The following is a 22,079-nucleotide window of genomic DNA, read 5'->3' as shown; positions in this document are numbered from 1 at the left end:
CGTCATTATGGCGACGCCCCTCCAAGGCCGGGCGCGAAGAAAGCGCAAACCGCCGATGACCGAGCCTCTTTCTCAAGATTCGATCCAGCAGGCCGCCGCCGACTGGTTCGCCAGATTGCAGGGCGACGCCGCCCTTGAGGACTGGACGGCGTTCCAGACCTGGCTGGAGGCCGACCCCGAGCACGCCGCGGCCTATGAGGCGGTCGAGGCCGTCTGGCTCGATCTGGAAGACCTGCCCGCCAACGCCCCGGAGACCGCGCCGCTGGCCGCCAATGTCGTTCCCCTGCGCCCACCCTCCAGCCGTTCGGCGAGACGCGGGCTGCTGATTGGCCTTGGCGTGGCCGCGGCGGCGGCCATCGTCGTCCTGGCGCTGACGCCGCAGCTGACGGGTCCTGCCTACACCGACTACGCGACCCGGCGCGGCGAGACGCGCGAGATCGCCCTGGTCGACGGCTCGCGCCTGACCCTGGGCAGCGCGACGACCCTGCGCGTGCGCCTGGGCCGCCAGCAGCGCGATGTGACCCTGGTCGATGGCGAGGCCAGCTTCGACATCGCCCATCTGGAGAACCGCCCGTTTGTCGTGGCCGTCGGCGCGCGGGAGGTGCGCGTGCTCGGCACGGAGTTCAACATCCTCAACCACGCCGGGCGCCTTGCCGTCTCGGTGCGCCGCGGCCTGGTGGCCGTTACGGGAGGGCAGGAAGGGACGGTCAAGCTGGCGCGCGGCCAGCAGCTGGTCCAACTTCCCGGCGCGAGCGCGCAAACGCGCGAGGTGGTCCCGGACAGGGCCTTCGCCTGGACGTCCGGCAAGCTGATCTATGACCGCACGCCGCTGGCCGAGGTGGTCGGCGACCTCAATCGGTATGTCGCCACGCCGATCCGCGTCGATCCAAGCGCTGCCTCGGTGACAGTCTCGGGCGTCCTGCTGATCGACGAGGAGGCCGCCATGGTCCGGCGCCTGGAACTGTTCGCCCCGATCGTCGCTGAGACGATGGCGGGCGAGGTCATCCTCAAGGCCAAGACGGCGCGCCGCTGATCGTGACAAGGCAGATCGACCGCGTCAGCGCCCGACTCCGGGCTGCGGCCCTGGGTGCGGGCCTGGCAAGCCTTGTCGGCGCTCCCTCCGACGCCGCGCCGCGCCTGTTTACAAGCCGCAGCTCCCCCGTCGTCCGGTTGCAGATCGCCGCCAAGCCTGTCCGTGCGGCGCTGATCGAGTTCGCGCTTCAGGCCGAGCTCTCGCTGGGCGGCGATCTCGACGCGTGCCGCGGCCAAGCCCCCGCCCTGACGGGCCGCCTCTCCGTGTCGGCCGCGCTCGACGGCATCCTGGCCGGCAGCGGTTGCGGCTACCGCCAGCCCGATCCGCGCACGGTGATCATCCACCGCCTTGCAACAGCGCCTGCGCGTCCCGTGCGGCAGGCCTCGTCGCCGATGGGCCTGGGCGAGGTGGTCATCACCGCCCAGCGCTATCCCAACCTTCCGGGCCGCACGCCCTACGCCATCTCGGTGGTCTCGGCGGATGGGCTTGAGCGCCAGGCGCTGACCAGCCTCCACGACCTGACCGGCCAGGTCGCCGGCATGACGGTGACCAACCTTGGGCCTGGCCGCGACAAGGTGCTGCTTCGCGGCCTGTCGGACGGCGCCTTTACCGGTCAGGCCCAGTCGATGGTGTCGCTCTATCTCGACGACGTGCCGATCACCTACAGCGCTCCGGATCCAAACCTGCGTCTGACCGACGTCGAGCGCGTCGAGATCATGCGCGGTCCGCAGGGCACCCTCTATGGCGGCGGCTCGCTAGGCGGAGTGATGCGGATCGCCACCCGCAAACCCGACCTCGACCGCTATTCGGCCAGCGTGCTGACCGGGGTCGACTTCACCCAGGGCGGTGGACGCAGCGGCGAGCTCGAGGCAGTGGCCAACCTGCCGCTCATCCGCGGCCGGGCCGCGCTACGAGCTGTGGTCTATGGCGAGACCCAGGACGGCTACATCGCCAACCCAAGACTAGGCCTGAGGCGCGCCAACGGCTCCGACCAGGTCGGGATGCGAGCGAGCCTGCGCGCGATGTTGACGCCGAATTGGACTTTGACGCTGGGGATGACCCACCAGTCGAATGACAACCAGGACACCCAGTACGGGCTGCGGCGGCTGGGGCCGAAAATCCGCGACTCCTTGGTGCGCGAGCCGCACGACAGCGACTTCGATCACGCGTCCCTGACCGTGGCCGGCGAAGGCGGCTGGGGCCGGGTGACGGGCGCGGTCTCCCGCCTGTCGCACAATTTCGGTAGCCGCTACGACGCCACCGCGGCCTCGACGCTCTACGGCCTGGCGGGGGTTCCGGCGGCGTTCGACGAGCACAAGGGCATCAACCTGACGGTGGCTGAAGTCACCTACTCCACGCCCAGCGAATACCGCCTGCACGGCCTGGTCGGGGCGTTCGCCTCGGATGGCTCGATCGAGCTCGCCTCCAGCCTGCACGCCCTGCCCGCCCGCTCGCCGTTGGTCTACGCCGAGCGCCGGCGCGACAAGATCAACGAGGAGGCCCTCTATGGCGAAGTGACCTTCGACGCCACCGCGCGCCTGTCGGCCACGGCCGGCCTGCGCTGGTTCAACTTCAGCTTCGACACCGACTCCACGGTGACCCAGCCGGCCGGCCAGCGCCAAGTCAGTCGATCGGCCGAAGCCACCGGCTTCTCGCCCAAGCTGCTCGTCACCTATGACGTCCGACCCGGGGTGCTGGTCTACGCCCAGGCGGCCGAGGGCTATCGGCCAGGCGGGTTCAACACGGCCGGGCGGATCGGCCAGATGTTCGATGCGCCCGAAACGCCGCCGCGTCGCTACGCGGCCGACGAGCTGTGGAACTACGAGCTGGGCGCCAAGTTTCGGGCCTTTGATGACCGCCTTCAAGGCCGGGCGGCGGTGTTCTACGCGACCTGGGAGTCTGTCCAAAGCGATCAGTATCTGGCCGACGGCACGGCCTACACCGTCAATATCGGCGACGGCGCCAACCGGGGCCTCGAGGTCGAAGCGGCCTTCCGCGTCAGCGAGCGGCTCGACCTGCGCGCCGCGGCCCTGCTGAACAATCCTGAAGTCACCAGGTTCAACGCCGCCTTCAGCACGCGCAAGGGCGCGGCCCTTCCTGGGGTCTCCCAGGCTTCGGCCAGCCTCGGCGTCGACTATCATCGGGATCTGGCCGCGGGGCCGACCCTGCGCCTGCAAGGCCAAGCCTCCTATGTCGGCTCGTCCTATTTGACCTTCGGCGCCGACAGGGCCCACGAGATGGGGGATTTGGTGAGCCTGCGCGGCGTGGCGAGTCTGACGACGCCGGGCTGGACGCTGAGCGCCATCCTGGACAATCCGCTGAACGGCCACGCCAACAGTTTCTCGTTCGGCAATCCCTACCTGATTAGCCGAGACCAGATCATCACTCCGCCTCGCCCCCGCACCGTGAGCTTTCGCTTTAGCAGACGGTTTTAGAGACACGCAGAGACGTGTGCGGGCCTGACGAGCTGACCAGCGCGAAATGGGCAAGGTGGCGAGAGGCGCGAGCGTTCATCACGGTTGTTCGGATTAGGTCATTAGGGCCCAGGCGTACTCGCCACGGCTGCGGACGGCGGGAATTCGAGGGACGCTGACGGCGCGCCGTCGAAATCAGGCAAGACCTGAATCTCGCCCGTGGCCTCGCGTACCAGGGCCGCGCGACGCTGGAGATAGGCCGATCGCACGGTCGCATAGGGATCCGTCGCGCTCTCTAGCGCCCGGACCTGAGGGTCGAGACGAGTCCGCGTGTTCAAAAGGTTGGCGCCCAGCCGGGTCGCCCCGAATGTCGTACGGAAATTGCCGCCGACCAGGGTGACGGGGTCGGTCACGATGTCGACCACCCGGCCCGCGCCTTCGCGTACGGTCAGCGGGCCAAGAACCGGAATATAGAGAAACGCCCCCGGCTTGACCCCATAACGACCCAGGGTCTGACCAAAATCTCCCCGATGGTGGGGGAGGTCCAAATCGGTGGCGACATCGAACAATCCGAGCATGCCGGCCATCGAGTTGATGGCGAAACGCGAGGCGGTCACCCCCGCACGCTTGGGATGCCCCTGGGCGATGTCGTTGAGGAGCGTGCGCGGTTCGCCGAGGTTGTCGACCGCCGCGCTTACGCGGTCACGCACTGGATCTGGCGCCACGGCCATGTAGGCATGAGCGATCGGCCCGGTCACCCAGCGGTCGAGACCCATGCTAAAGCCGTAGCTGGCGCGGTTGAACGCTATGAAAGGGTCGTTGACGGTCGTCCCGACGGCCTCGGGGCCGGCCACCGGCAGTTTCGGATTGGAAGCCTCTGTGCTGACCTGCGCCATGGCGGCGGACGTCAACACCCCTGCCGCGAGAATGCCGAGCGCCAACCGCACTTCGGGCCTACGCGCCGCGGGCGCACCGGTCGCGAGAGGAAAGCGGCGTCTGTCCATGGTGAGCTCTTCTATTCAAGTGACGCGTCACTGCGCCGTTCTGGCCAATGACGCCGCCGTCACACAGCCTCCACACTCGCTCGTTCGCTTCCTCGACGACGGCCGGCGAGCCCGCCCGTATCGAGGCCGGTCAGCCGGCTTGGTCGAGCGGCGAAATAGGTGCGCGTTCAAACCATCGAGCCGCAGGCGCGTTGACAGGCTTCGGCGGGACGGGGCCGCTGCGCTGAGTGAAATCGCCCTGGTTGCGCCATTACCGACCCTAACGAGTGTCCGGGGAACGAACCTTGGAGGCTGCTCTCACCGCTGTGGCGAGATGCGGCGGTCCGCCACTACAGTTCGCAACCGAAAGGTCCGCGCAAGCTTGGGCTCGCATATGCCGGCCACCGCGCCAAAGCGGTGTTGCTGGACCTGACGAGATGCAAACGTACCTTCCAATTCTCTGTCTAGTCGCCTCCGCCGTGGCTGGCGGGGGCGTCGCCCAGGCCGAAGACGGCGACCGCGACGGTCTGCGCCTGTCGCTCGGCGCCGCCGGGGTCTATCGGCCCGAGTTCAAGGGCTCCAAGGACTATGAGCTGAAGCCCCTGCCCTTCGTCGGTCTCCGCTATGGCCGGGGCGACTACTACGTGGCCCTGGAGGGTGGCGCGCTGCGGGCCAATGTGCTGCCCGGCGGCGTCCTGGAGTTCGGGCCGGTCGTCTCCTATGAGCGCGGCCGGAAGGACGACATCAAGAACCTCGCGATCCGACGCCTGGGCGAGATCGACGCCGCCGTCAACGCCGGGGTCTTCGCGCGTAAGCGCTTCGACGTCGCCGGCGGAACGCTGGGGATCAGCGCGGAGGCGCTGACCGACACCGGCAAGGTCCACAAGGGCGTGCTGGCCACGGTCGGCGTCGACTACGATCGCCAACTCACCGACCGCTGGAGCGTGGGCGCCAACCTGTCGACCACCTGGGCCGACGAGAAGTACATGGGGACCTATTATGGCGTCTCGCGCGCCGGGGCGCTGGCCAGCGGGCTTTCGCCCTACGCCGCGGACGCCGGGATCGAGACTGTCGAGGTCGGCGCCAGCCTGCGCTACCGGATCAGTGATCGCTGGAGCGCCCTGGCGCACGGGAGCTACGGCCGGCTCGTTGACAGCGCGGCCGACAGCCCCATAGTCGCCCGCGAAGGCTCCGCGAACCAAGGTCAGGTCGTCTTCGCCCTGCTCTACAGCTTCTGACGGCCATGCGCGCCCTGCTGATCGAGGACAATGTTCGGCTCGGCGAGGCGACCGCTCGGTCGCTGGTCAAGGCCGGATTCACGGTCGATCTCTTCGACACCGTCGAGGACGGATGGCACGCTTGGCGCAGCGTGACCTATGACGCGGTGATCCTCGACATCATGCTGGGCGACCAGAGTGGGCTGGACCTGCTGCCCAAGGCGCGCGCCGCCGGCCTGCGCACGCCGGTCCTGATGCTGACCGCCTTGGGCAGCGTCGACCAGCGCGTGCAAGGGCTGGAACGGGGCGCCGACGACTATCTCGTCAAGCCGTTCGCCATCGAGGAACTGGTGGCGCGCCTGCGGGCGCTGGGACGTCGGCCGGCTTTGACCGCCGACGTCCTGCGCTACGGGAACCTGGAATATGATCAGAACGCGCGCGAGATCAGCGTGGGCGAGGCGCGCCTGCCTCTGTCGCGCGGCGAAAGCATCGTGCTGGAACGCTTCCTGCGCCATCCCGACCGGGTGGTCACCAAGGCCCAGCTGGGCGACAGCCTGCATAGCCTGGAACAGGACTACACCGACAACTCCATCCAGGTGCATGTCCACCGGGTGCGCCGGAAGATGGCCGAGCTGGGTGCGGACGTGACGATCCGCGCGCTTCGCGGGCTCGGCTACATCGCGGTCCGGCTGGAGGGGGGACGAACCGCCGCGGTCGAGTGATCGTCCCGTCGGCCGCGCGGACGGAAGTCGAGCTCGAAGCAGGCGCCGCGTTCCGAGACCGCCAGCCGCGCCTGGCCGCCGTGTCGCTCCATGATCTGGCGAACGATCGACAGGCCAAGGCCGGCGCCCGAACCGCGCGGATCGCCACGGCTGAACCGGTCGAACACGCGATCCCGGATCGCCGCCGGCACGCCGGGACCATCGTCACTGACCCGGACTACGCCGTGGGCGTCGACGCTCACCAGGATCTCCGCGCCGGACGGGGTATGACGCACGGCGTTTTCGAGCAGGTTGCGCAGCGCGGTCTCGACCAGGCCGGCCTGGCCGTCGAGCGCGAAGGTCTCGACCGCGCTGTCGAAGCCGATGGTGCGATCGCTGGACAGGATGAAGCTGGCCATGTCGCCGGCCACGTCGCGCGACAGGGCGACCAGGTCGAAGCGCGCGCCGACGCCCGAGGCGCCGCCCTCCGCCTCGGCCAGGGCCAGCAGTTGGGCGATCAGCCGCCCAAGGCGCTCGAACTCCTCGCTGGCCGCCCGGCGCTCGTGCGGCTCCAGCAGACTCTCGACCTGGGCCCGCAAGGTCGCCAGCGGCGTGCGCAGTTCGTGGGCGGCATTGGCGGAGAAATCACGTTGCGCGCGCAGCCCCACCTCGAGCCGATCGAGCGCGGCGTTGAAGGCCTCGACCAGCGGCGCGATCTCGCGCGGCGCCGCCTCGGCGGGCAGTCGGGCCTCGATCGTGGCGGGGGCGATGCCCCCGGCCAGATGGGAAAGACGGCGCAGCGGACGCAGGCCGATGTGCAGAGTCGCGTAGACCCCGCCCATCATCAGGACCAGCAGCAGCACGATCTCCGGCGTCGCGTCACGGAACTGGGCCACGATCCACGCGGGACGCAGGCGTTCCAGTAGCGGCACGCCAAGATCTTCGGGATCCTTGCCGTGCACGGCGGCGAACACGATGGTCGTGGTCACGGCGAACAGGACCAGCGGAAACAACATGCGCATCAGCGACGGTCCGCCAAGCCCGCGCTTCAAAACCCTCCGCAAGGCGCGGATCATCGGCATATCCTTCATTCGCGACTCCGCCTCGCGGACGCCGCCCGGCGCGCGCCGACCAGCCAGACGCCGCCGCACTCTACGTCGATCAGCCGCCATCCACCCGTCGATCTCAAGACGCGCCAGGACATTTGCATCGGCGCCGACGCCCGCCCGTCGTTGATCACGAAGGTGACGATCACCTCGTCCGGTCGCGAGCTGGTCGAGCCCAGCACCGTCACCTCGTCGACGGACCCGCGCCACAGGCGCCCGTCGTAGGCGCGCGCGACCTCCAGGCCGAACGCCGCCGCCAAACCCTGCCTTTGCGCGAAGGTCGGCCTCGGCCCAAGTTCACCCAGGATCTGGTCCATGATGTAGCCGATGTCCGTCAGGCGGCTGACGGCCGAGGCGAAGGCCGTCGCCCGCCGGGACGCGGTCAGGCCCGCATCGCCCATGATGCGTAGGAGGTCCCGCACGGCGTCAGTCACGAACGCCTCGGCGTCCGGATGGCCGACCACGATCGCCCATGGCGCCGGCGCCGCGCACTCCATCAGGATCCGCCACGGGCTGCGAAGACAAGCCATAACGGGGTCAGGGCTCGATCGTGGCGGCGTCGAAATCGGGCAGGACCTGGACCCCGCCCTTGGCCTGGCGAACCATGTCGGCGCGGTTCTGCAGATAGGCCGAACGCATCATGGCATAGGGATCGGCCGCGTCGTCGAGGGCCCGAAAGAAGCCGTCGGCGTTGGCGCGCCCGTCAAGGACCGTGGCGGTCGAGCGGATCGAGCCGAACATCTTCGGACCGCCGGCCGTCGCCATGGCGACCGGATCGGTCATCATGTCGACCAATCGGCCGGCGCCGTCCCGCAAGGTGGTGGGCCCCATCAGGGGCAGGACGAGGTAGCGCCCCGGCTTCGCGCCGTAGCGGCCCAGGGTCTGGCCGAAGTCTCCTTCGTGACCTTCCAGGCCCAGCTTGCCGCCCACGTCGAACAGTCCAAGGCCGCCGGCCGTGGTGTTGATCAGGAAGCGCGACGCCGTCACGCCGGCCGCGCGGGGCCGTCCTTGCGCCAGGTCGTTGATGGCCGTGCGCGGCTCGGCGAGATTGGCCACGAAGGACGAGACACGACCGCGCACGACGCGCGGCGTCACCTTCATGTAGCCGCGGCCCATCGGTCCGATAAGAAGTCGGTCGAAGCCGCGATTGAACCTAAAGGCGCCACGGTTGAACGTTTCCCACGGATCATTCGCGATTGCTTCGGTCTCCGAGGCCAGCTCTAGAGCGGACTGGGCCGAGGCAGGACGCGCCAGGGCGCAGAGAAGGACCAGGCCAGCGAACGAGCCGACACGATCTGCTGAGCGCAAGTACGGTAGGAAGGTCATGACGTCGGGCTCCAGGAAGGAATGCCCAGCGCTATGCGCGGCGTGGCTTGCGCGAAGCTTTCGACTGAATTGGCAAAGCGCTATCCAGGCGAGCAGACGGCGGTTTTTCGACACGTCAGTCGAGTTTCCAGCGGTTCCCGCGCCACGAGCTGCCGTTGCCTCAGCTCCAGGAACTGGACGTTCGCGCCATCGGCCAACGGGGCGAGATCGACCCTGAGCCATCGACAGCTTCGGAGTTGGCTAGGGCGCGATCGACCAGCGGCGAACGGCCTGGGTAATAGCAATCAGCGTCGCACCACTGGCGTCGAAGGCGATGTCCGATTGGAACGCGTCGTCGTACGGCAACACACGGGCATTTTGCCACCCGTCGGCCGACGTGAGCACCTCTATATGGTCCGAAAAGGCGAAGGCCGCCTTTTGGCCGTCAGCCGACATTGTGACGGTATTGAGCCAATCATCATGCCACGTGGCCACCGGTTGAGCATTGGCCGCCGCTCCCAGCATGGAGGGACTGGTGATCATTGAGGCGGTGTAGACGTGTGTGTCGGGGTTCTGTTGGGCACGGAGACCAACTAGCCCGTTGGAGGCTCCAGCATAATGTTCCCCGGGCTTCAACATCGGTAGGGACGGCGCATAGGTCTTCGCCACCTCGGGAGCATCGCGCCCATCGAGACCTATCGCTCGCAAGGTGTCCGCCCGGTCAACATAAAGGAACGCGTGAGGTCCCGCTCGCCACAGCAATTTACCAAAGGCCGCTGTACTCGCGACTTTGATTTCGCCACTTCGGTAGAAGAGGAACAGGCCTTGCTCTGGCGTCTTTCCAGCCGCAGACGACAGGCGGATCAGCCAACCGTTGGGAACATCGATCTTCTCGGCGATCTGGGCCTCAAATGGCAGGTCCAATGCTGCCGCTTCGCGGATTTGGCCGCTGTCATCATAGCTCCAGACGGCTAGCCGGCGGCTTGCCGTTTGTAGCGTGTCCTTGGCCTGAGTACCGGCCCAATAGACCCGGCCCGAGGGATCAAAGCCGAGCATTCGCACGTCCAAATGAAGACCGATCGTGACCATGCGCTCGCCATTGCCCGGTTCGGACAGCACCAGCCGCGTTTCGATCGGGCCATGTGTAGGCAAACAATCGACGATCCAGCCGAAACGGCCAGCGCCCGGAGCAGCGGCGAGCGATTGAAAGCCGGGAGCGCCACAATAGGCTTGTTCGGCCGGCCTCGCAGCGGCGCTTCCAACGTCGATCGTGGATGCGACGAAGATCATTCCGATCGCGGCAAAAATACGAACAGCCGGACGGGACCTAGCGAACATGATGGCCTTCAGTTTTAGGTAGAGCTTGGGGCTCACCTAATCTCTCGGTGTCGTCCAAAGCAAGCGTGTCCGCCCCCCTCCCCGGCTCATTGGCCAGTCCGCTTCGGCGACCATGTGGCGGCGTGGGCGGACATTGGAATAACCGCCGAATGCGGACTTTCGTTATCAGTCCGCGATGAACCGATAGCCGACGCCCGGCTCGGTCTCGATGATTTTCGGGTGCGCGGGATCACCCTCCAGCTTTTGGCGTAGCTGGCCGATGAAGACCCTCAGATACTGCGTATCCATGGCGTGGGCCGCCCCCCAGACCGCCACCAGAAGGTCCTTGTGGGTCAGCAGCTTGCCGTGGCCGAGCGCCAGGCGCGCGAGCAGATCGTACTCCTTGGGCGAGACCTTCACGACCGCGCCGCCCCGGGTGACGCGACGCTTGTCCAGGTCGATCTCGACGTCGCCCGAGCGGATGGGCCCGGCCGGCGCCTTGGCCGAAGCGCGCTGGCGCAGGGCGGCGCGGAGACGGGCCAGCAGCTCGCCGACGCCGAACGGCTTTTCCAGATAGTCGTTGGCGCCGTTGTCCAGGGCTTGGATCTTCTCGGCCTCGCGGTCGCGGGCCGACAGGATCAGGATCGGCCCCTCGTAGAAGTCGCGGGCCCGGATCAGCACGTCCTTGCCGTCCATGTCGGGCAGACCCAGGTCAAGGACCACGGCGTCGGGGGACCACAGTGCTATGCCGCGCAGCCCCTCCTGCCCCGCGTCGGCGCGCAGCGGCTCGTAGCCGGCAGCGTCGAGCGCCGGCCCGAGGAAGCGATGGATCTGCGGTTCGTCGTCGATGACGAGGATGCGCGGGCGCGAGATGCTCATGGCGTGGTCATAGCAGGTGATGCGGCATGACGACCGCCTTGGGCAGGCTGATCAGGATCCGCGTGCCCTGGCCGTCGTGGATCGGGCTGGCGGCGGCGATGCGGCCGCCCATGGCGTCGATGAAGCCCTTGGAGATCGACAGGCCCAGGCCGGCGCCCTGGTTGCGATCGGACGGCTCCTCCATGCGGCGGAACTTTTCGAAGACCCCTTCCAGCTCGGTGGCCGGGATGCCGCGCCCCTCGTCCTCGATGCTGATGACCACATTGGCGCGGTCCTCGTAGGCGGCCATCTCGATCCGGGCGCCTGGCGGGCTGTAGGCGATGGCGTTCTCGAGGATGTTGACGATCGCCTGCTCCAGCAGTCCGCCGTCGACGCGCACCAGGCTGAGTTGGCCCGGATAGTCGCGGACCAGCTGACGCTCGCCCAGCCGGCGGGCGACGCGGTCGGCGGCGGCGCCAAGCACATCGCGGACGTCGGTCCAGTCGGTGCGCAGCCGCAGCGCGCCGCCTTCCAGCCGGGTCATGTCCAGCAGGTTGCCGACGTAGCGGTTCAGCCGCTCGGCTTCCTCGCGGATGCTGAGGATCAGGTCGTCGCGCACGGCGGCCTTCAGGGTCTTGCCATAGTCGATCAGCGTGCTGGAGGCGCCCAGCACCGTCGACAGCGGCGTGCGTAGGTCGTGGCTGATGGAGTTGAGCAGCGCCGAGCGGAAACGGTCGGCGCGGCGCAGGGTCTCGGTCTCGACGGCCTCGGTCGCCAGTTCGGCGCGTTCGAGGGCCACCGCGCCCTGCCCCAGCAGCGCCAGGACCAGCCGCTCGGTGTCCGATCCCGGAACCATCGCCCCCGCCTCGATCCCGGCCACGCCCGCTCGCGAGCGTACGCCGTCCAGCGGCCAGAAGGTCCAGCGCGCCTGCGGTAGCGTGCCGGTGCCGAAACCGGCGGGCTCGCCCTTCTCCCAGGCCCAGCGCGCGGCGGCCATGGGCGCGGCGTCCAGGGCTTCAAGAGACGGCGCCCCGGCCGTGGGCTCCAGTTCTCCGTTGTGCGGCAGCAACACCACGGCCTTGGCGCCGGCGGCCGCGGCGGCCTGTTCGGCGATGGCCCGCGCGGCCGCCTCGCGCCCGGCCGCGGCCGAGAACACCCGGCTGGCGGCCAGCAGGGCTGAGACCGCCGAGGCGCGGCGTTGGGCGTCCCGGCCCTGGTCCCGCACCCGCCCAGCCAAGCCCCCGGCGGCCAGGGCCACGGCCCAGAACACGACGAGCGTCAGCAGATCGATCGGCGAACCGATCGCGAAACTGTGGCGCGGCTCCAGGAACAGGTAGTTGTAAACGAGGAAGGCGACGGTCGCCGCCGCCAGCGCCGGTCGCAAGCCGTGCAGCACGCCGGCCGCCAGCACGGCGGCCAGGAAGATCATCCCCAGGTCCACGCGGTCGAACGCGATGTCCAGGCCCCAGGCGACCAGGCTGGCGATCGCGACGAAGCCCGCCCCGGTCAGATAGCCCATCCAGGGCGCCGGCGAGCGCGGCCGGGGCGGTTCGACCACGGCTTCGTGCGCGGCTTCGGTGACGACGTGGATCGCCGCGCCCCGGGCCTCGCGCAGCAAGGCGGCCGCCAGCGACTTGCCCAACAGCTCGCGCCAGCGACTGTCGGCGGACTTGCCGATGACGATCTGGGTGACGTTGTTGCGCCGGGCATAGGCCATCACCGTGGCGACGACGTCCGACCCCGTGAGCACGATGGTCGAGGCGCCCAGCTGCTCGGCCAGCTTCAGGGCGTCGCTGGCGCGCGCGGCGGCCGCCGGCCCGGGCGGCGGCCGGTCGGGACGATCGACGTGGGCGACCGTCCAGGGCGCGTCCATCATCATGTCCGACAGCCGCCGACCCGTGCGCACGAGGCCGCTGGCCATGGCGTCGCCCCCTACAAGGACCAGGATACGCTCGCCCGCCGCCCAGGGGCCCTCCACCCCCTTCTCGCGCATCGTCGCGACCAGCTGGTCGTCGACCGTCTGGGCCGCCCGGCGCAGGGCCAGTTCGCGTAGGGCGGTGAGGTTCTCGACCTTGAAGAAGTTCTCCGAAGCCAGGCGCGCGGTCTCGGGGACATAGACCTTGCCCGCCGCCATCCGCTCGCGCAGCTCGTCTGGGGTAATATCGATGAGTTCGATGGCGTCGGCGCGCGACAGGGCGCTGTCGGGCACGGTCTCGCGCTGGCGCACGCCGGTGATCCGCTGGACGACGTCGACCAGGCTTTCCAGGTGCTGGACGTTCAGGGTGGTCCAGACGTCGATCCCCGCCGCCAGCAGTTCCTCGACGTCCTGCCAGCGCTTGGGATGGCGCGAGCCGACGGCGTTGGAGTGGGCGTACTCGTCGACCAGCAGCAGCTTGGGCTTGCGCGCCAAGGCGGCGTCGAGGTCGAACTCCATGACCACCCGCTCACGATGGTCGATCGGCTTGCGGGGCATGACCTCCATGTCCCGTAGCAGGCTCTCGGTCTCGCGGCGGCCATGGGTCTCGACCAGGCCGATCACGACGTCCTTGCCCTCGGCCTTGCGGCGGCGGGCGGCGCGCAGCATCTCGTAGGTCTTGCCGACCCCCGGCGCCATGCCCAGAAACACCTTGAGGCGCCCCCGGCTCGCCTTGTTGGCGGCGGCCAGGAGCGCCTCGGGATCGGGCCGTTTGGGTTCGTCCGCCGCCAAGCGTCTAGCTCGGCGCGCGGGCGTCGAGCGCCCGGTTGACCGCCAGCACATTGACGCGCGGCTGGCCGATGAAGCCCAGCACACGGCCCTGCACGTGGGCGTCGATCACCGCTTCGACCTGGCTTTTGGCAAGGCCGCGCGCCTTGGCGACACGGGCGGCTTGGAAGTGGGCGTAGGCCGGAGAGATGTCGGGATCCAGACCCGAAGCCGAGGTGGTCACCGCGTCCGCCGGAATGGGCGCGCCGGGGTTCTCGGCTCGCAAGGCGTCGGCGTCCGCCTTGACCCGCTTGGCCAGCGCTTCGTTCGTCGGCCCCATGTTGGAGCCGCTGGAAGCCGAGGCGTCGTAGCCGGCTCCGGCCGCCGATGGCCGGGGATGCAGGTACTTGGGCGCGGCGAAGGCCTGGCCGATCAAGGTCGAACCCACGACGGTCCCCCCGGTGTCACGCACCAGGCTGCCATTGGCCTGAGCGGGAAACGCCGCCTGGGCGACGCCGGTGACGGCCAGGGGATAGGCCAGACCCAGAAGCACGGTGAACAGGCCCATCGAAACAAGAGCCGGGCGAAGATGGGAGAGCATGACTTGTGAGTCTCCGAAGGGTTCAGCTTAGGCCAAGCCGAGGGCGGATACGATCAGGTCGATCAGCTTGATGCCGATGAAGGGCGCGACGAGGCCGCCGAGGCCATAGATCAGCAGGTTGCGCGACAGCAGCTTGTCGGCCCCGACGGCCCGGTACTTCACGCCGCGCAGCGCCAGCGGGATCAGGGCGACGATCACCAGGGCGTTGAAGATCACCGCCGACAGGATCGCGCTCTCCGGGCTGTGCAGGCGCATGACGTTCATCGCGCCCAGGGCCGGAAGCGAGACCACAAACATCGCCGGGATGATGGCGAAGTACTTGGCCACGTCGTTGGCGATCGAGAAGGTCGTCAGGGCGCCACGGGTGATCAGCATCTGCTTGCCGACCTCGACGATCTCGATGACCTTGGTCGGGTCGCTGTCGAGGTCGACCATGTTACCGGCTTCCCGGGCCGCCTGGGCGCCGGTCTGCATGGCCACCCCGACGTCGGCCTGGGCCAGGGCGGGCGCGTCATTGGCGCCGTCGCCGCACATGGCCACCAGCCGGCCTCGGCCTTGTTCTTCCCGGATCAGGCGCAGCTTGTCCTCGGGCGTGGCCTCGGCCAGGAAGTCGTCGACGCCGGCCTCGGAAGCGATGGCGGCGGCGGTCACCGGGTTGTCGCCGGTGATCATCACCGTGCGCAGGCCCATCCGGCGCAGGTCAGCGAAGCGCTCCTTCACGCCGGGTTTGACGACATCCTTCAGGTGAATGACCCCAACCAGGACTCCGTTCTCGCTGACCGCCAGCGGCGTGCCGCCGGAGCGGGCGATGCGGTCGACGGCGGCGGCGACCTCGGCGGGGATCATCTTCGGATCGATGGCCAGGCTCCGGTAGACAGCGTCCACTGCGCCCTTGCGCCAGGACATCGGCCCCCCGTTTCCATTTGGGCCGTCCAGGCCCGACTGGCGCGTCGAGGCGCTGAAGGCGATCGCGGTCGCGCCGGCGGGAATCTCAACGACCAGGCCCTGGCTACGTCCCAGCTCGACGATCGAGCGGCCCTCCGGCGTCTCGTCGGCCAGCGAGGCGCTGACGGCGGCGCGCAGGGCGGCCTCGGGACGCACGCCGGGCGCGGCGATCACCTCGGTGGCCATGCGGTTGCCGAAGGTGATGGTGCCGGTCTTGTCCAGCAGCAGGGTGTCGACGTCGCCGGCGGCCTCGACGGCCCGGCCCGAGGTCGCCAGCACATTGACCTTCAGCAGGCGGTCCATGCCGGCGATGCCGACCGCGGACAGCAGTCCGCCAATGGTCGTGGGAATGAGCGTGATGAACAGCGCGCCCAGCACCAGCGGATCCAGCGCCACGCCCGAGAACTTGCCCAGGCCCAGCAGGGTGACGACCGCGATCAGGAAGATCAGGGTCAGGCCCGCCAGCAGCACGGCCAGGGCGACCTCGTTGGGCGTCTTGCGCCGGTCCGCGCCCTCGACCATGGCGATCATCCGGTCGAGGAAGGTGTTGCCCGCCTCGGCCGTGACCCTCACCTTGATCCAGTCGGAGACCACCGTGGTGCCGCCGGTGACGGCCGATCGGTCGCCGCCGCTCTCGCGGATCACGGGGGCGCTTTCGCCGGTGATGGCCGCCTCGTTGACGCTGGCCATGCCCTCGATGATCTCGCCGTCGGTCGGGACGACGTCGCCGGCCTCGACCAGGATCACCTCGCCGACGCCCAGCTTGTGGGCCGGAGTCGGGATGATGGTCCCGGTCTTTTCGTCGATGATCAGCTTGGCCTTGGTGGTGACGCGGGTGGCCCGCAGACTGTCGGCCGCCGCCTTGCCCCGCCCCTCGGCGACGCTTTCGGCCAAGTTGGCGAACAGCACCGTGGCCCACAGCCAGGCCGCGACCTGGATCGCGAAACCGGCCGACTGCTGGTTGACGATCGCCGCGACCGCCGAGACGGTCGACAGCAGAGCGACGATCCAGGTGGTGAAGATCACCGGATTGCTGGTCAGCCGGCGCGGGTCCAACTTGACGAAGGCGTCCTTGGTCGCCCGCAGCAGGACCGCGGACGAGAGGCCGCCGGCCAGGGTGGCCGACTGTCGCCGGCTTTCCCCGCTCGGCTTGTCGCCGCCCCGCTTGCTATCGAGGGAGGGTTCCAGAGTGGTCATGTCAAATCGCCTTTGCGATCAGCGGTGTCAGTGGGCGGCGGCGACCGCGGCGAGCGCTTGGAAATGCTCGACGATCGGTCCCAGCGCCAAGGCGGGGAAGAATTGCAGGCCGCCCAGGATCAGGATCACCCCGATCAGCAGGCCGATGAACAGGCCGCCGTGGGTGGGCAGCGTGCCGGCCGAGGGCGCGAGCTTCGGCTTGGCCGCCAGGGCGCCGGCGATGGCCAGCACCGCGACGATGGGGACAAACCGGCCCAGCATCATCGAGATCCCCAGCGTGGTGTTCCACCACGGCGCGTTGGCGCTCAGCCCGGCGAAGGCCGAGCCGTTGTTGGCCGTGGCCGAGGTGTAGCCGTAGAGGATCTCCGACAGGCCGTGCGGGCCGGCGTGCATCAGGCCCTTCAGCGCCTCGGGCAGAACGGCGGCGACCGCCGAAAAGCCCAGCATCGACAGCGGGACGATCAATACGGCCAGCATGGCCAGCTGGATCTCGCGCGCCTCGACCTTCTTGCCAAGATACTCGGGCGTGCGGCCGACCATCAGGCCGGCGACGAACACCGCCAGCAGGGCCATCACGACCATGATGGCGATCCCCGAGCCGATGCCGCCCGGCAGGATCTCGCCCAGCTGCATCAGGAACATCGCCACCGCGCCGCCCAGTGGCATCAGGCTGGAGTGCATGGTGTTGACCGAGCCGCTCGAGGCGCCCGTGGTCATGGCCACCCAGGCGGCCGCGGCCGGCGCGCCAAAGCGAACCTCCTTGCCCTCCATGTTGACCAAGGCGTCGACATGAGCGGCCACCAGGGCCGGTGCGGCTTGCGTCTCCGTGACATAGACCGCCGCCGCGCCCGCCGAGAGCAGGATCATGGCCGCCGCCACCAGGGCGCGGATGTCCTTGCGCGCCAGGGCCGAACGGCCGAAGGCGAAGAAGGCGGCCCAGCCCAGCATGTTGATCGACACCGCCGTGATCAGGTTGGTCAGCGGCGTCGGGTTCTCGAACGGGTGAGCGGAATTGGCGTTGAAGATCCCGCCGCCGTTGATGCCCAGTTGCTTGATCGCTTCCTGGCTGGCGGTGGCGAACAGGGCGATCTTCTGCGGCGCGCCTTCCAGCGTGGTCGCATCGACGCTGGCGGCCAGGGTCTGGGGCAGGCCCAAGGCCACGAGCACGATCGCCAGCACCAGGCTCAGCGGCAGCAGCACGTAGAGCGTGGTGCGCACCAGGTCGGCCCAGAAGTTGCCGACGCCCTCGCCCCGATTGGCGACAAAGGCGCGCGCCAGCGCCGCCGCGATCGTCGCGCCCGTGGCGGCCGAGACGAAGTTCTGAACGGTCAGCACCAGCATCTGGCTCAGCGTCGACATGGTCGTCTCGCCGCCATAGCTCTGCCAGTTGGTGTTGGTCACGAAGCTGGCGGCGGTGTTGAACGCCAGGTGCGGCGAGACGCCGGCGAAGCCTTGCGGGTTCAGCGGCAGGACGCCTTGCAGGCGCAACACGGCGTAGACCAGGACGAAGCCCACGGCGTTGAACGCCAGCAGCGCGCCGGCATAGCCGTGCCAGGTCTGGCTCTTCCTCGGATCGATCCCGCCGGCCGCATAGAACAGGGCCTCGACCGGGTTCAGCACCGGATCCAGCCAGGTGCGCTCACCGTTCCAGACCCGAGACATGTAGACACCCAAGGGCCAGGCGATCGCGACCGCCAGGCCCAGGGTCAGGGCGATTTCCGCCCATCCTTGCCAATTCATGGCCAATCCTCTTGGGGAACCCTCAGAACTTGTCGGGTCGCAGCAGGGCCGCGACCATGTAGGCCGCGACGACGATCGCCCCGGCCGCCCACAGCACGCTCACCAGCATGGTCAGACGCGCCTCAGCGCCATGGCGAAGCCGGCGAAGGCCGCGAACAGCCCTACTCCCAGCGCCAGAAAGATCAGGTCAGCCATTCGCCGCCTCCGTTCGGATAGGCGGCTTGAAGACCACGGCGGCGCGTAAGCGCGCCATGCGAGAAGGGCCTCGAGGCGTAAGGGCCGCGTAAAGGCCACGCACGCTTAGGCTCATGCGCCCGCAATCCGTCCGGCAGGACGGTTGACTATTAGGCGATGTCGGGTGAGAGTTTCCTTGTCGGCTTCCAATCGACGTCGGATTCTCTCCGAGACAAACCCGGACCTAAATGGTCCGGGTATTGGCTCCCCGCCTAAGCGGTTTGATTTCCTGAAAATTACATGGTGGAGCGCTCCCGGCTCACGGGCCTGTCGGTACAGCCGTTTCGGTGGCCGGAGCCTTGGCGCGAAGCGGCGTGGCAAGCTCATCTTGCCGTAGCCCTAGCCGGATCGCAGCGCAGGGCGCGCCTGCAAGCAATTCAGGCGCGCCAGAATACGAATTTATAATTCGAGTCTAATCAAGACCTTTGAAGAAACAATGTTTCCCGCCAGCGAAGGCGACCGCGCCCATCATGTGTACTTAGGGCCACATTTTTCATACTGCAAACATACTGCATTCTCTGGAAATTTGGCCGCGCTTTCTCCACGTGAAATGATTTGCGCGCCCTTACCCAGGAGCAACGTTGACTCATCGCTTCCCTTGGGAAGGACCGCTTCCTGGAAGCCGAGGCAAAGTGAGCGGCGAAACGGTGGAACCTGACTCGCTAGAAGCATTGGACGGGTGTGCTGGGTGCGGAGCGTGATGGCCTCTCAGTTGCAGTCCCGTCTCGGGGCGATGGAGTGCTCATTCGCGGAGCCCGACCCGGGCATGAAAAGAAGCCCCGCCGGTCTTTCGACCGACGGGGCTTTCGACTCGGCAGCGCGGTCGTGGCGAGGGGGCCGCCCGACCGTTTCGGATCAGAACGAGTACCGCAGCGTCGCCGAGGTGGTTCGCCCGGCGTAGGCGCGGCCTAGTACGACGCCGCTGGTCGGGATCGTGGCCTGCTCGACGTCGGCCAGAGCCAGCTTGTCGAACAGGTTGTTGACGTTCAGCATCAGCTGCACCCGCTCGGTCGGACGGAACTGCACGAAGGCGTTGACCAGCTTGTAGCCGGACAGCTTCAGTTGGTTGGTGTCCTGCGCGTAGCTGCTGGTGGTGCCGATCACGTTCACACCGACGGTGGCGTACTTCAGCTCGACCTGCGGCGTGACCTCGAAGATCAGGTCGGCCTGGTGGCGTGGCTTGTTGCCGACGAAGGTGGGGTGCGTGGCGTCGCTGGCGATCTTCGCGTCCGTATAGGTCGCGCCGCCGGTGACGCTGAACGGCCCGCGGCGAACCGAGGCTTCGAGTTCCACGCCCCTGGCCTTGTAGCCGCGGACGATGTTCTCGACCTGGATCGAGCCGTCGGCCTTACTGTTGACCTGAACGTTGCGCTCGCCGGTCCGCGCCGAGAAGCCCGTGACGTTGAGCGTCACGCCCGACACCCGGTACTTCAGGCCCAGCTCGGCCTGTTTGACGGTGTCGTAGGCGCTGTTCGGATCGACTAGCTTGCCGGTGTCGTAGTTGACCGCCGGGGTGAACAGGATCTTGTCGGCCGAGGCGCGACCGCCGCGGCTGTAGCGACCGAACACGGCCAGCTGCTCGGCGATGCGGTAGTTCACGCCCGTCGAATAGCTCAAGTAGTGATAGTCATAGTCGACCTTGCCGGGCGAGCCGATCGGCAGGGTGGCGACCTTGGTTTCCGGCAGGGAGATCTTGCCGTCACCGTTCATATCGACGGTCGTGACGCCCACGCGGGTCCCGCCCAGTTCGGCACCGTACAGCTTGCCCTTAACGTCGCCCATGTCGTAGCGCAGGCTGCCGCCGATCGCGACCTTGCCGATGTGATAGTTGACCGAGGCGTAGGGCGCGTTGACGCCGTAGTTCACGTCGTAGGTGCGGTGATAGAGCGCGCCGCCGATGCCATAGGAGAGATAGCCGCCCTGGGTCGTCGGGACGCCGGTCGCCGTCTTGACGTCGATCAGCGAGGCCTGGCCGCCGCCGCGCACGTCGGTCAGGACGTTCGAGAACGAATAGAATGCGTCGTAGTCCTGCGACGACGTGTAGAGGCCGGCCGTCGTGGTCAGGTCGCCGCCGCCGATCTTCCAGACACGGCTGGCGCGGAAGTCGTTGGTGATGTTGTCGAGGCTGTTGATCTTGTTGTCGATCAGCACTGTCGACGTCATCAAGCCGTTGCCGTTCAGGGTCAGCGGATTGATCGCCTGACCGGCCTGCGGGCCCGTGGCGTAGCTCAGGGTCGCGCCGACGCCGCCGCCGTAGGCGTAGGCCAGCGACGCGGCCGGCGCCACGGCGATCGGGCGGACCGAGTAGGTGCCGCCGGAGATCTTGGAGACGCGGAACTTCTCGCTGAGGGTCCAGCCGCTCACGTCGAACTGCGAGTCCAGACCCACCGACTTGACGATGGCGTGCTGGCCTTCGCGCACATCCTCGCGAGTGACCTTGTTGTCGCCGCCCAGCGTCAGGATGCCGGTGGTGTTGGGTGACAGCAGCGAGTCGGTTTTCAGGTTGAAGTTGGCCGGGCTGCTGAACTTCGGGTCGGCGTTCGTGCCGCTGACCCGGATCGGAACGAACTGATACGAGGGCGTGCGGTCGTCCAGGTACTTGGCGTAGACCCGGACGTAGCCGTTCTTGAGCTGCTTGGTGATGTTGGCCTTGATCTGGCCGCCCTTGTAGCCGGTGTAGCCGATATCGCGCGGACCTTCGCCCTGGCGATAGAAGCCGCCGACATGGAAGCGCAGGGTGTCGCTGAGCTTGGCGCCGTAGTCGGCGTCGAGGCGCTTCTCGCCGTAGTTGGCGCCGTAGGTCGCCTGAACGGCGCCGCCTTCGGTGTCACCGGTCTTGGACAGCAGGTTGATCACGCCGCCTGGCGAGTTTGAGGCGAAGGTCGAGGCCGAACCGCCGCGGATGGCTTCGATCTGCGCGAGATTGAGGTCGGCGCGCATGAACACGTCCGACGTGAACTGCGACTGGTCGCCGAATTCCATGACCGGCAGGCCGTCTTCCTGCAGCTGCATGAACTTCGAGCCAGTGCCCGACAGCGGCAGGCCGCGGATCGAGAAGTTGGCGTTGCCTTCGCCGCCCGAATATTCGACGCGGATCCCGGGGATGTTGCGCAGCATTTCGCCCAGCGAGCGGGCGCCATAGGTCTCGACCTCGGACGACCGCAGCGCGCTGGTGGAGGTAGCGCTATCGAGGCGGTCGCGGCCCTTGGCGACGCCGGTCGAGAAGACCGCTTCGCCGCTGGCCTTCCCACCAGCGCTCCTGACCACCTTCTCGGYGGGCTTGCCCGCCTCAGCGCTCTGAGCGGCCGCCGGCATGATCAGCAGAAACGGCAAGATCGCGGCGGAAAGGTACAGATGCTTCATTGAGATTTCCCCGTTCTATTTTTAGAATTATCTCTCATGAGTACCAATGACGTGCCCCATGTGATTTATGTGTAAATAAAATTTCGTATATGTCGGGTTATCTCTGCGACATTTTGTCAAGTATATTGGAATTTTTGGCATAATCGTGCGGCTGTCGCGTTTCATTGCGATCAAAATTCTTATTTCTGCTTGAGGTGTATTTCCATTTTCTCGAAAGCTAGCGCGAATGCGCGGCTTCGAATGGCCGGCCAAGGGGCGCGGCGTTCGCGACGGCGCCGCTCGGATCGCTCCGCGGCCGCCGCCTGAACGTCTTCGACGCTTATCTCCCGCCGGCGGCCATGCGCGCGCCCGGCCGCGCTCCCACGCTCGAGGCGTTGCTGGC

General features: G+C 67.8%; 16 protein-coding genes. 4 read left to right on the top strand and 12 right to left on the bottom strand.

Features of this window, described 5'->3' with window-relative positions:
- Window positions 1-55: 55 nt before the first annotated feature.
- A complete protein-coding gene (locus AC1DSO_RS12880) occupies window positions 56-1,033 on the top strand; it encodes a FecR family protein (RefSeq protein ID WP_477069193.1) in 978 nt (325 codons plus the stop codon).
- 2 nt (window positions 1,034-1,035) lie between these two features.
- Complete coding sequence (locus AC1DSO_RS12875) at window positions 1,036-3,468, top strand: TonB-dependent receptor (RefSeq protein ID WP_477069192.1); 2,433 nt, start codon at window positions 1,036-1,038, stop codon at window positions 3,466-3,468.
- 101 nt (window positions 3,469-3,569) lie between these two features.
- Here the strand turns inward: AC1DSO_RS12875 and AC1DSO_RS12870 are convergent, their stop codons facing one another.
- Window positions 3,570-4,451, bottom strand: a complete 882-nt coding sequence (locus AC1DSO_RS12870; protein ID WP_477069191.1) for an MlaA family lipoprotein — start codon at window positions 4,449-4,451, stop codon at window positions 3,570-3,572.
- A gap of 458 nt (window positions 4,452-4,909) precedes the next feature.
- Here AC1DSO_RS12870 and AC1DSO_RS12865 point away from each other — a divergent pair, with 458 nt between their 5' ends.
- Both AC1DSO_RS12865 and AC1DSO_RS12860 read left to right on the top strand, forming a co-directional pair.
- Window positions 4,910-5,668 carry a MipA/OmpV family protein gene (locus AC1DSO_RS12865; protein ID WP_477069190.1) on the top strand — a complete coding sequence of 253 codons (759 nt, stop codon included), beginning with the start codon at window positions 4,910-4,912 and terminating at the stop codon, window positions 5,666-5,668.
- A gap of 5 nt (window positions 5,669-5,673) precedes the next feature.
- The gene (locus tag AC1DSO_RS12860; protein WP_477069189.1) at window positions 5,674-6,369 is read left to right on the top strand and encodes a response regulator transcription factor; all 696 of its coding nucleotides are present in this window, start codon (window positions 5,674-5,676) and stop codon (window positions 6,367-6,369) included.
- On the opposite strand, the gene AC1DSO_RS12855 is transcribed toward AC1DSO_RS12860, so the two are convergent.
- The 11 genes from AC1DSO_RS12855 to AC1DSO_RS12805 all read right to left on the bottom strand — a co-directional run.
- On the bottom strand, window positions 6,321-7,439 hold the full coding sequence (locus AC1DSO_RS12855) for a sensor histidine kinase (protein ID WP_477069188.1): 1,119 nt from the start codon (window positions 7,437-7,439) through the stop codon (window positions 6,321-6,323). The two genes, AC1DSO_RS12860 and AC1DSO_RS12855, sit on opposite strands and share 49 nt — an antisense overlap.
- The gene (locus AC1DSO_RS12850; protein ID WP_477069187.1) at window positions 7,436-7,984 is read right to left on the bottom strand and encodes an ABC transporter substrate-binding protein; all 549 of its coding nucleotides are present in this window, start codon (window positions 7,982-7,984) and stop codon (window positions 7,436-7,438) included. The genes AC1DSO_RS12855 and AC1DSO_RS12850 overlap by 4 nt, the downstream gene beginning before the upstream one ends.
- Window positions 7,985-7,991: 7 nt before the next feature.
- Entirely contained in the window at window positions 7,992-8,780 is a 789-nt protein-coding gene (locus tag AC1DSO_RS12845) for an MlaA family lipoprotein (RefSeq protein WP_477069186.1), read from the bottom strand.
- Between the two features lie 240 nt (window positions 8,781-9,020).
- Window positions 9,021-10,133 carry a hypothetical protein gene (locus AC1DSO_RS12840; protein WP_477069185.1) on the bottom strand — a complete coding sequence of 371 codons (1,113 nt, stop codon included), beginning with the start codon at window positions 10,131-10,133 and terminating at the stop codon, window positions 9,021-9,023.
- Between the two features lie 129 nt (window positions 10,134-10,262).
- The gene (locus AC1DSO_RS12835) at window positions 10,263-10,955 is read right to left on the bottom strand and encodes a response regulator (protein ID WP_477069184.1); all 693 of its coding nucleotides are present in this window, start codon (window positions 10,953-10,955) and stop codon (window positions 10,263-10,265) included.
- Window positions 10,956-10,962: 7 nt separating this feature from the next.
- Complete coding sequence (locus tag AC1DSO_RS12830; protein ID WP_477069183.1) at window positions 10,963-13,641, bottom strand: DUF4118 domain-containing protein; 2,679 nt, start codon at window positions 13,639-13,641, stop codon at window positions 10,963-10,965.
- A 4-nt stretch (window positions 13,642-13,645) separates the two neighbouring features.
- Window positions 13,646-14,218: a potassium-transporting ATPase subunit KdpC gene (gene kdpC / locus AC1DSO_RS12825; RefSeq protein WP_477069182.1), complete on the bottom strand. Its 573-nt coding sequence runs from the start codon at window positions 14,216-14,218 to the stop codon at window positions 13,646-13,648.
- 27 nt (window positions 14,219-14,245) lie between these two features.
- Window positions 14,246-16,360 (bottom strand): potassium-transporting ATPase subunit KdpB, encoded by a 2,115-nt coding sequence (kdpB, locus tag AC1DSO_RS12820; RefSeq protein WP_477069181.1) that lies wholly within the window; start codon window positions 16,358-16,360, stop codon window positions 14,246-14,248.
- A gap of 27 nt (window positions 16,361-16,387) precedes the next feature.
- Window positions 16,388-18,100: a potassium-transporting ATPase subunit KdpA gene (gene kdpA, locus AC1DSO_RS12815; protein WP_477069180.1), complete on the bottom strand. Its 1,713-nt coding sequence runs from the start codon at window positions 18,098-18,100 to the stop codon at window positions 16,388-16,390.
- Between the two features lie 1,089 nt (window positions 18,101-19,189).
- Window positions 19,190-21,697 (bottom strand): TonB-dependent receptor domain-containing protein, encoded by a 2,508-nt coding sequence (locus AC1DSO_RS12810; protein ID WP_477069179.1) that lies wholly within the window; start codon window positions 21,695-21,697, stop codon window positions 19,190-19,192.
- Window positions 21,698-21,876: 179 nt separating this feature from the next.
- The coding region (locus AC1DSO_RS12805) for a hypothetical protein (RefSeq protein ID WP_477069178.1) at window positions 21,877-22,079 on the bottom strand (203 nt) is incomplete at its 5' end.

It is taken from the genome of Caulobacter sp. P4_E5 (genome assembly GCF_056401555.1).
Note: the sequence above shows the minus strand (reverse complement) of the source record. Positions and strands in the feature narration are given on the sequence as shown.

Excerpts from the sequence above, each read along its gene's own strand:
- AC1DSO_RS12855 (WP_477069188.1), bottom strand. The coding sequence starts at position 7,439 with ATGAAGGATATGCCGATGATCCGCGCCTTGCGGAGGGTTTTGAAGCGC.
- AC1DSO_RS12845 (WP_477069186.1), bottom strand. The coding sequence starts at position 8,780 with ATGACCTTCCTACCGTACTTGCGCTCAGCAGATCGTGTCGGCTCGTTC.
- kdpC (WP_477069182.1), bottom strand. The coding sequence starts at position 14,218 with ATGCTCTCCCATCTTCGCCCGGCTCTTGTTTCGATGGGCCTGTTCACC.
- kdpB (WP_477069181.1), bottom strand. The coding sequence starts at position 16,360 with ATGACCACTCTGGAACCCTCCCTCGATAGCAAGCGGGGCGGCGACAAG.
- AC1DSO_RS12835 (WP_477069184.1), bottom strand. The coding sequence starts at position 10,955 with ATGAGCATCTCGCGCCCGCGCATCCTCGTCATCGACGACGAACCGCAG.
- AC1DSO_RS12880 (WP_477069193.1), top strand. The coding sequence starts at position 56 with ATGACCGAGCCTCTTTCTCAAGATTCGATCCAGCAGGCCGCCGCCGAC.
- AC1DSO_RS12870 (WP_477069191.1), bottom strand. The coding sequence starts at position 4,451 with ATGGACAGACGCCGCTTTCCTCTCGCGACCGGTGCGCCCGCGGCGCGT.
- AC1DSO_RS12850 (WP_477069187.1), bottom strand. The coding sequence starts at position 7,984 with ATGGCTTGTCTTCGCAGCCCGTGGCGGATCCTGATGGAGTGCGCGGCG.
- kdpA (WP_477069180.1), bottom strand. The coding sequence starts at position 18,100 with ATGAATTGGCAAGGATGGGCGGAAATCGCCCTGACCCTGGGCCTGGCG.
- AC1DSO_RS12860 (WP_477069189.1), top strand. The coding sequence starts at position 5,674 with ATGCGCGCCCTGCTGATCGAGGACAATGTTCGGCTCGGCGAGGCGACC.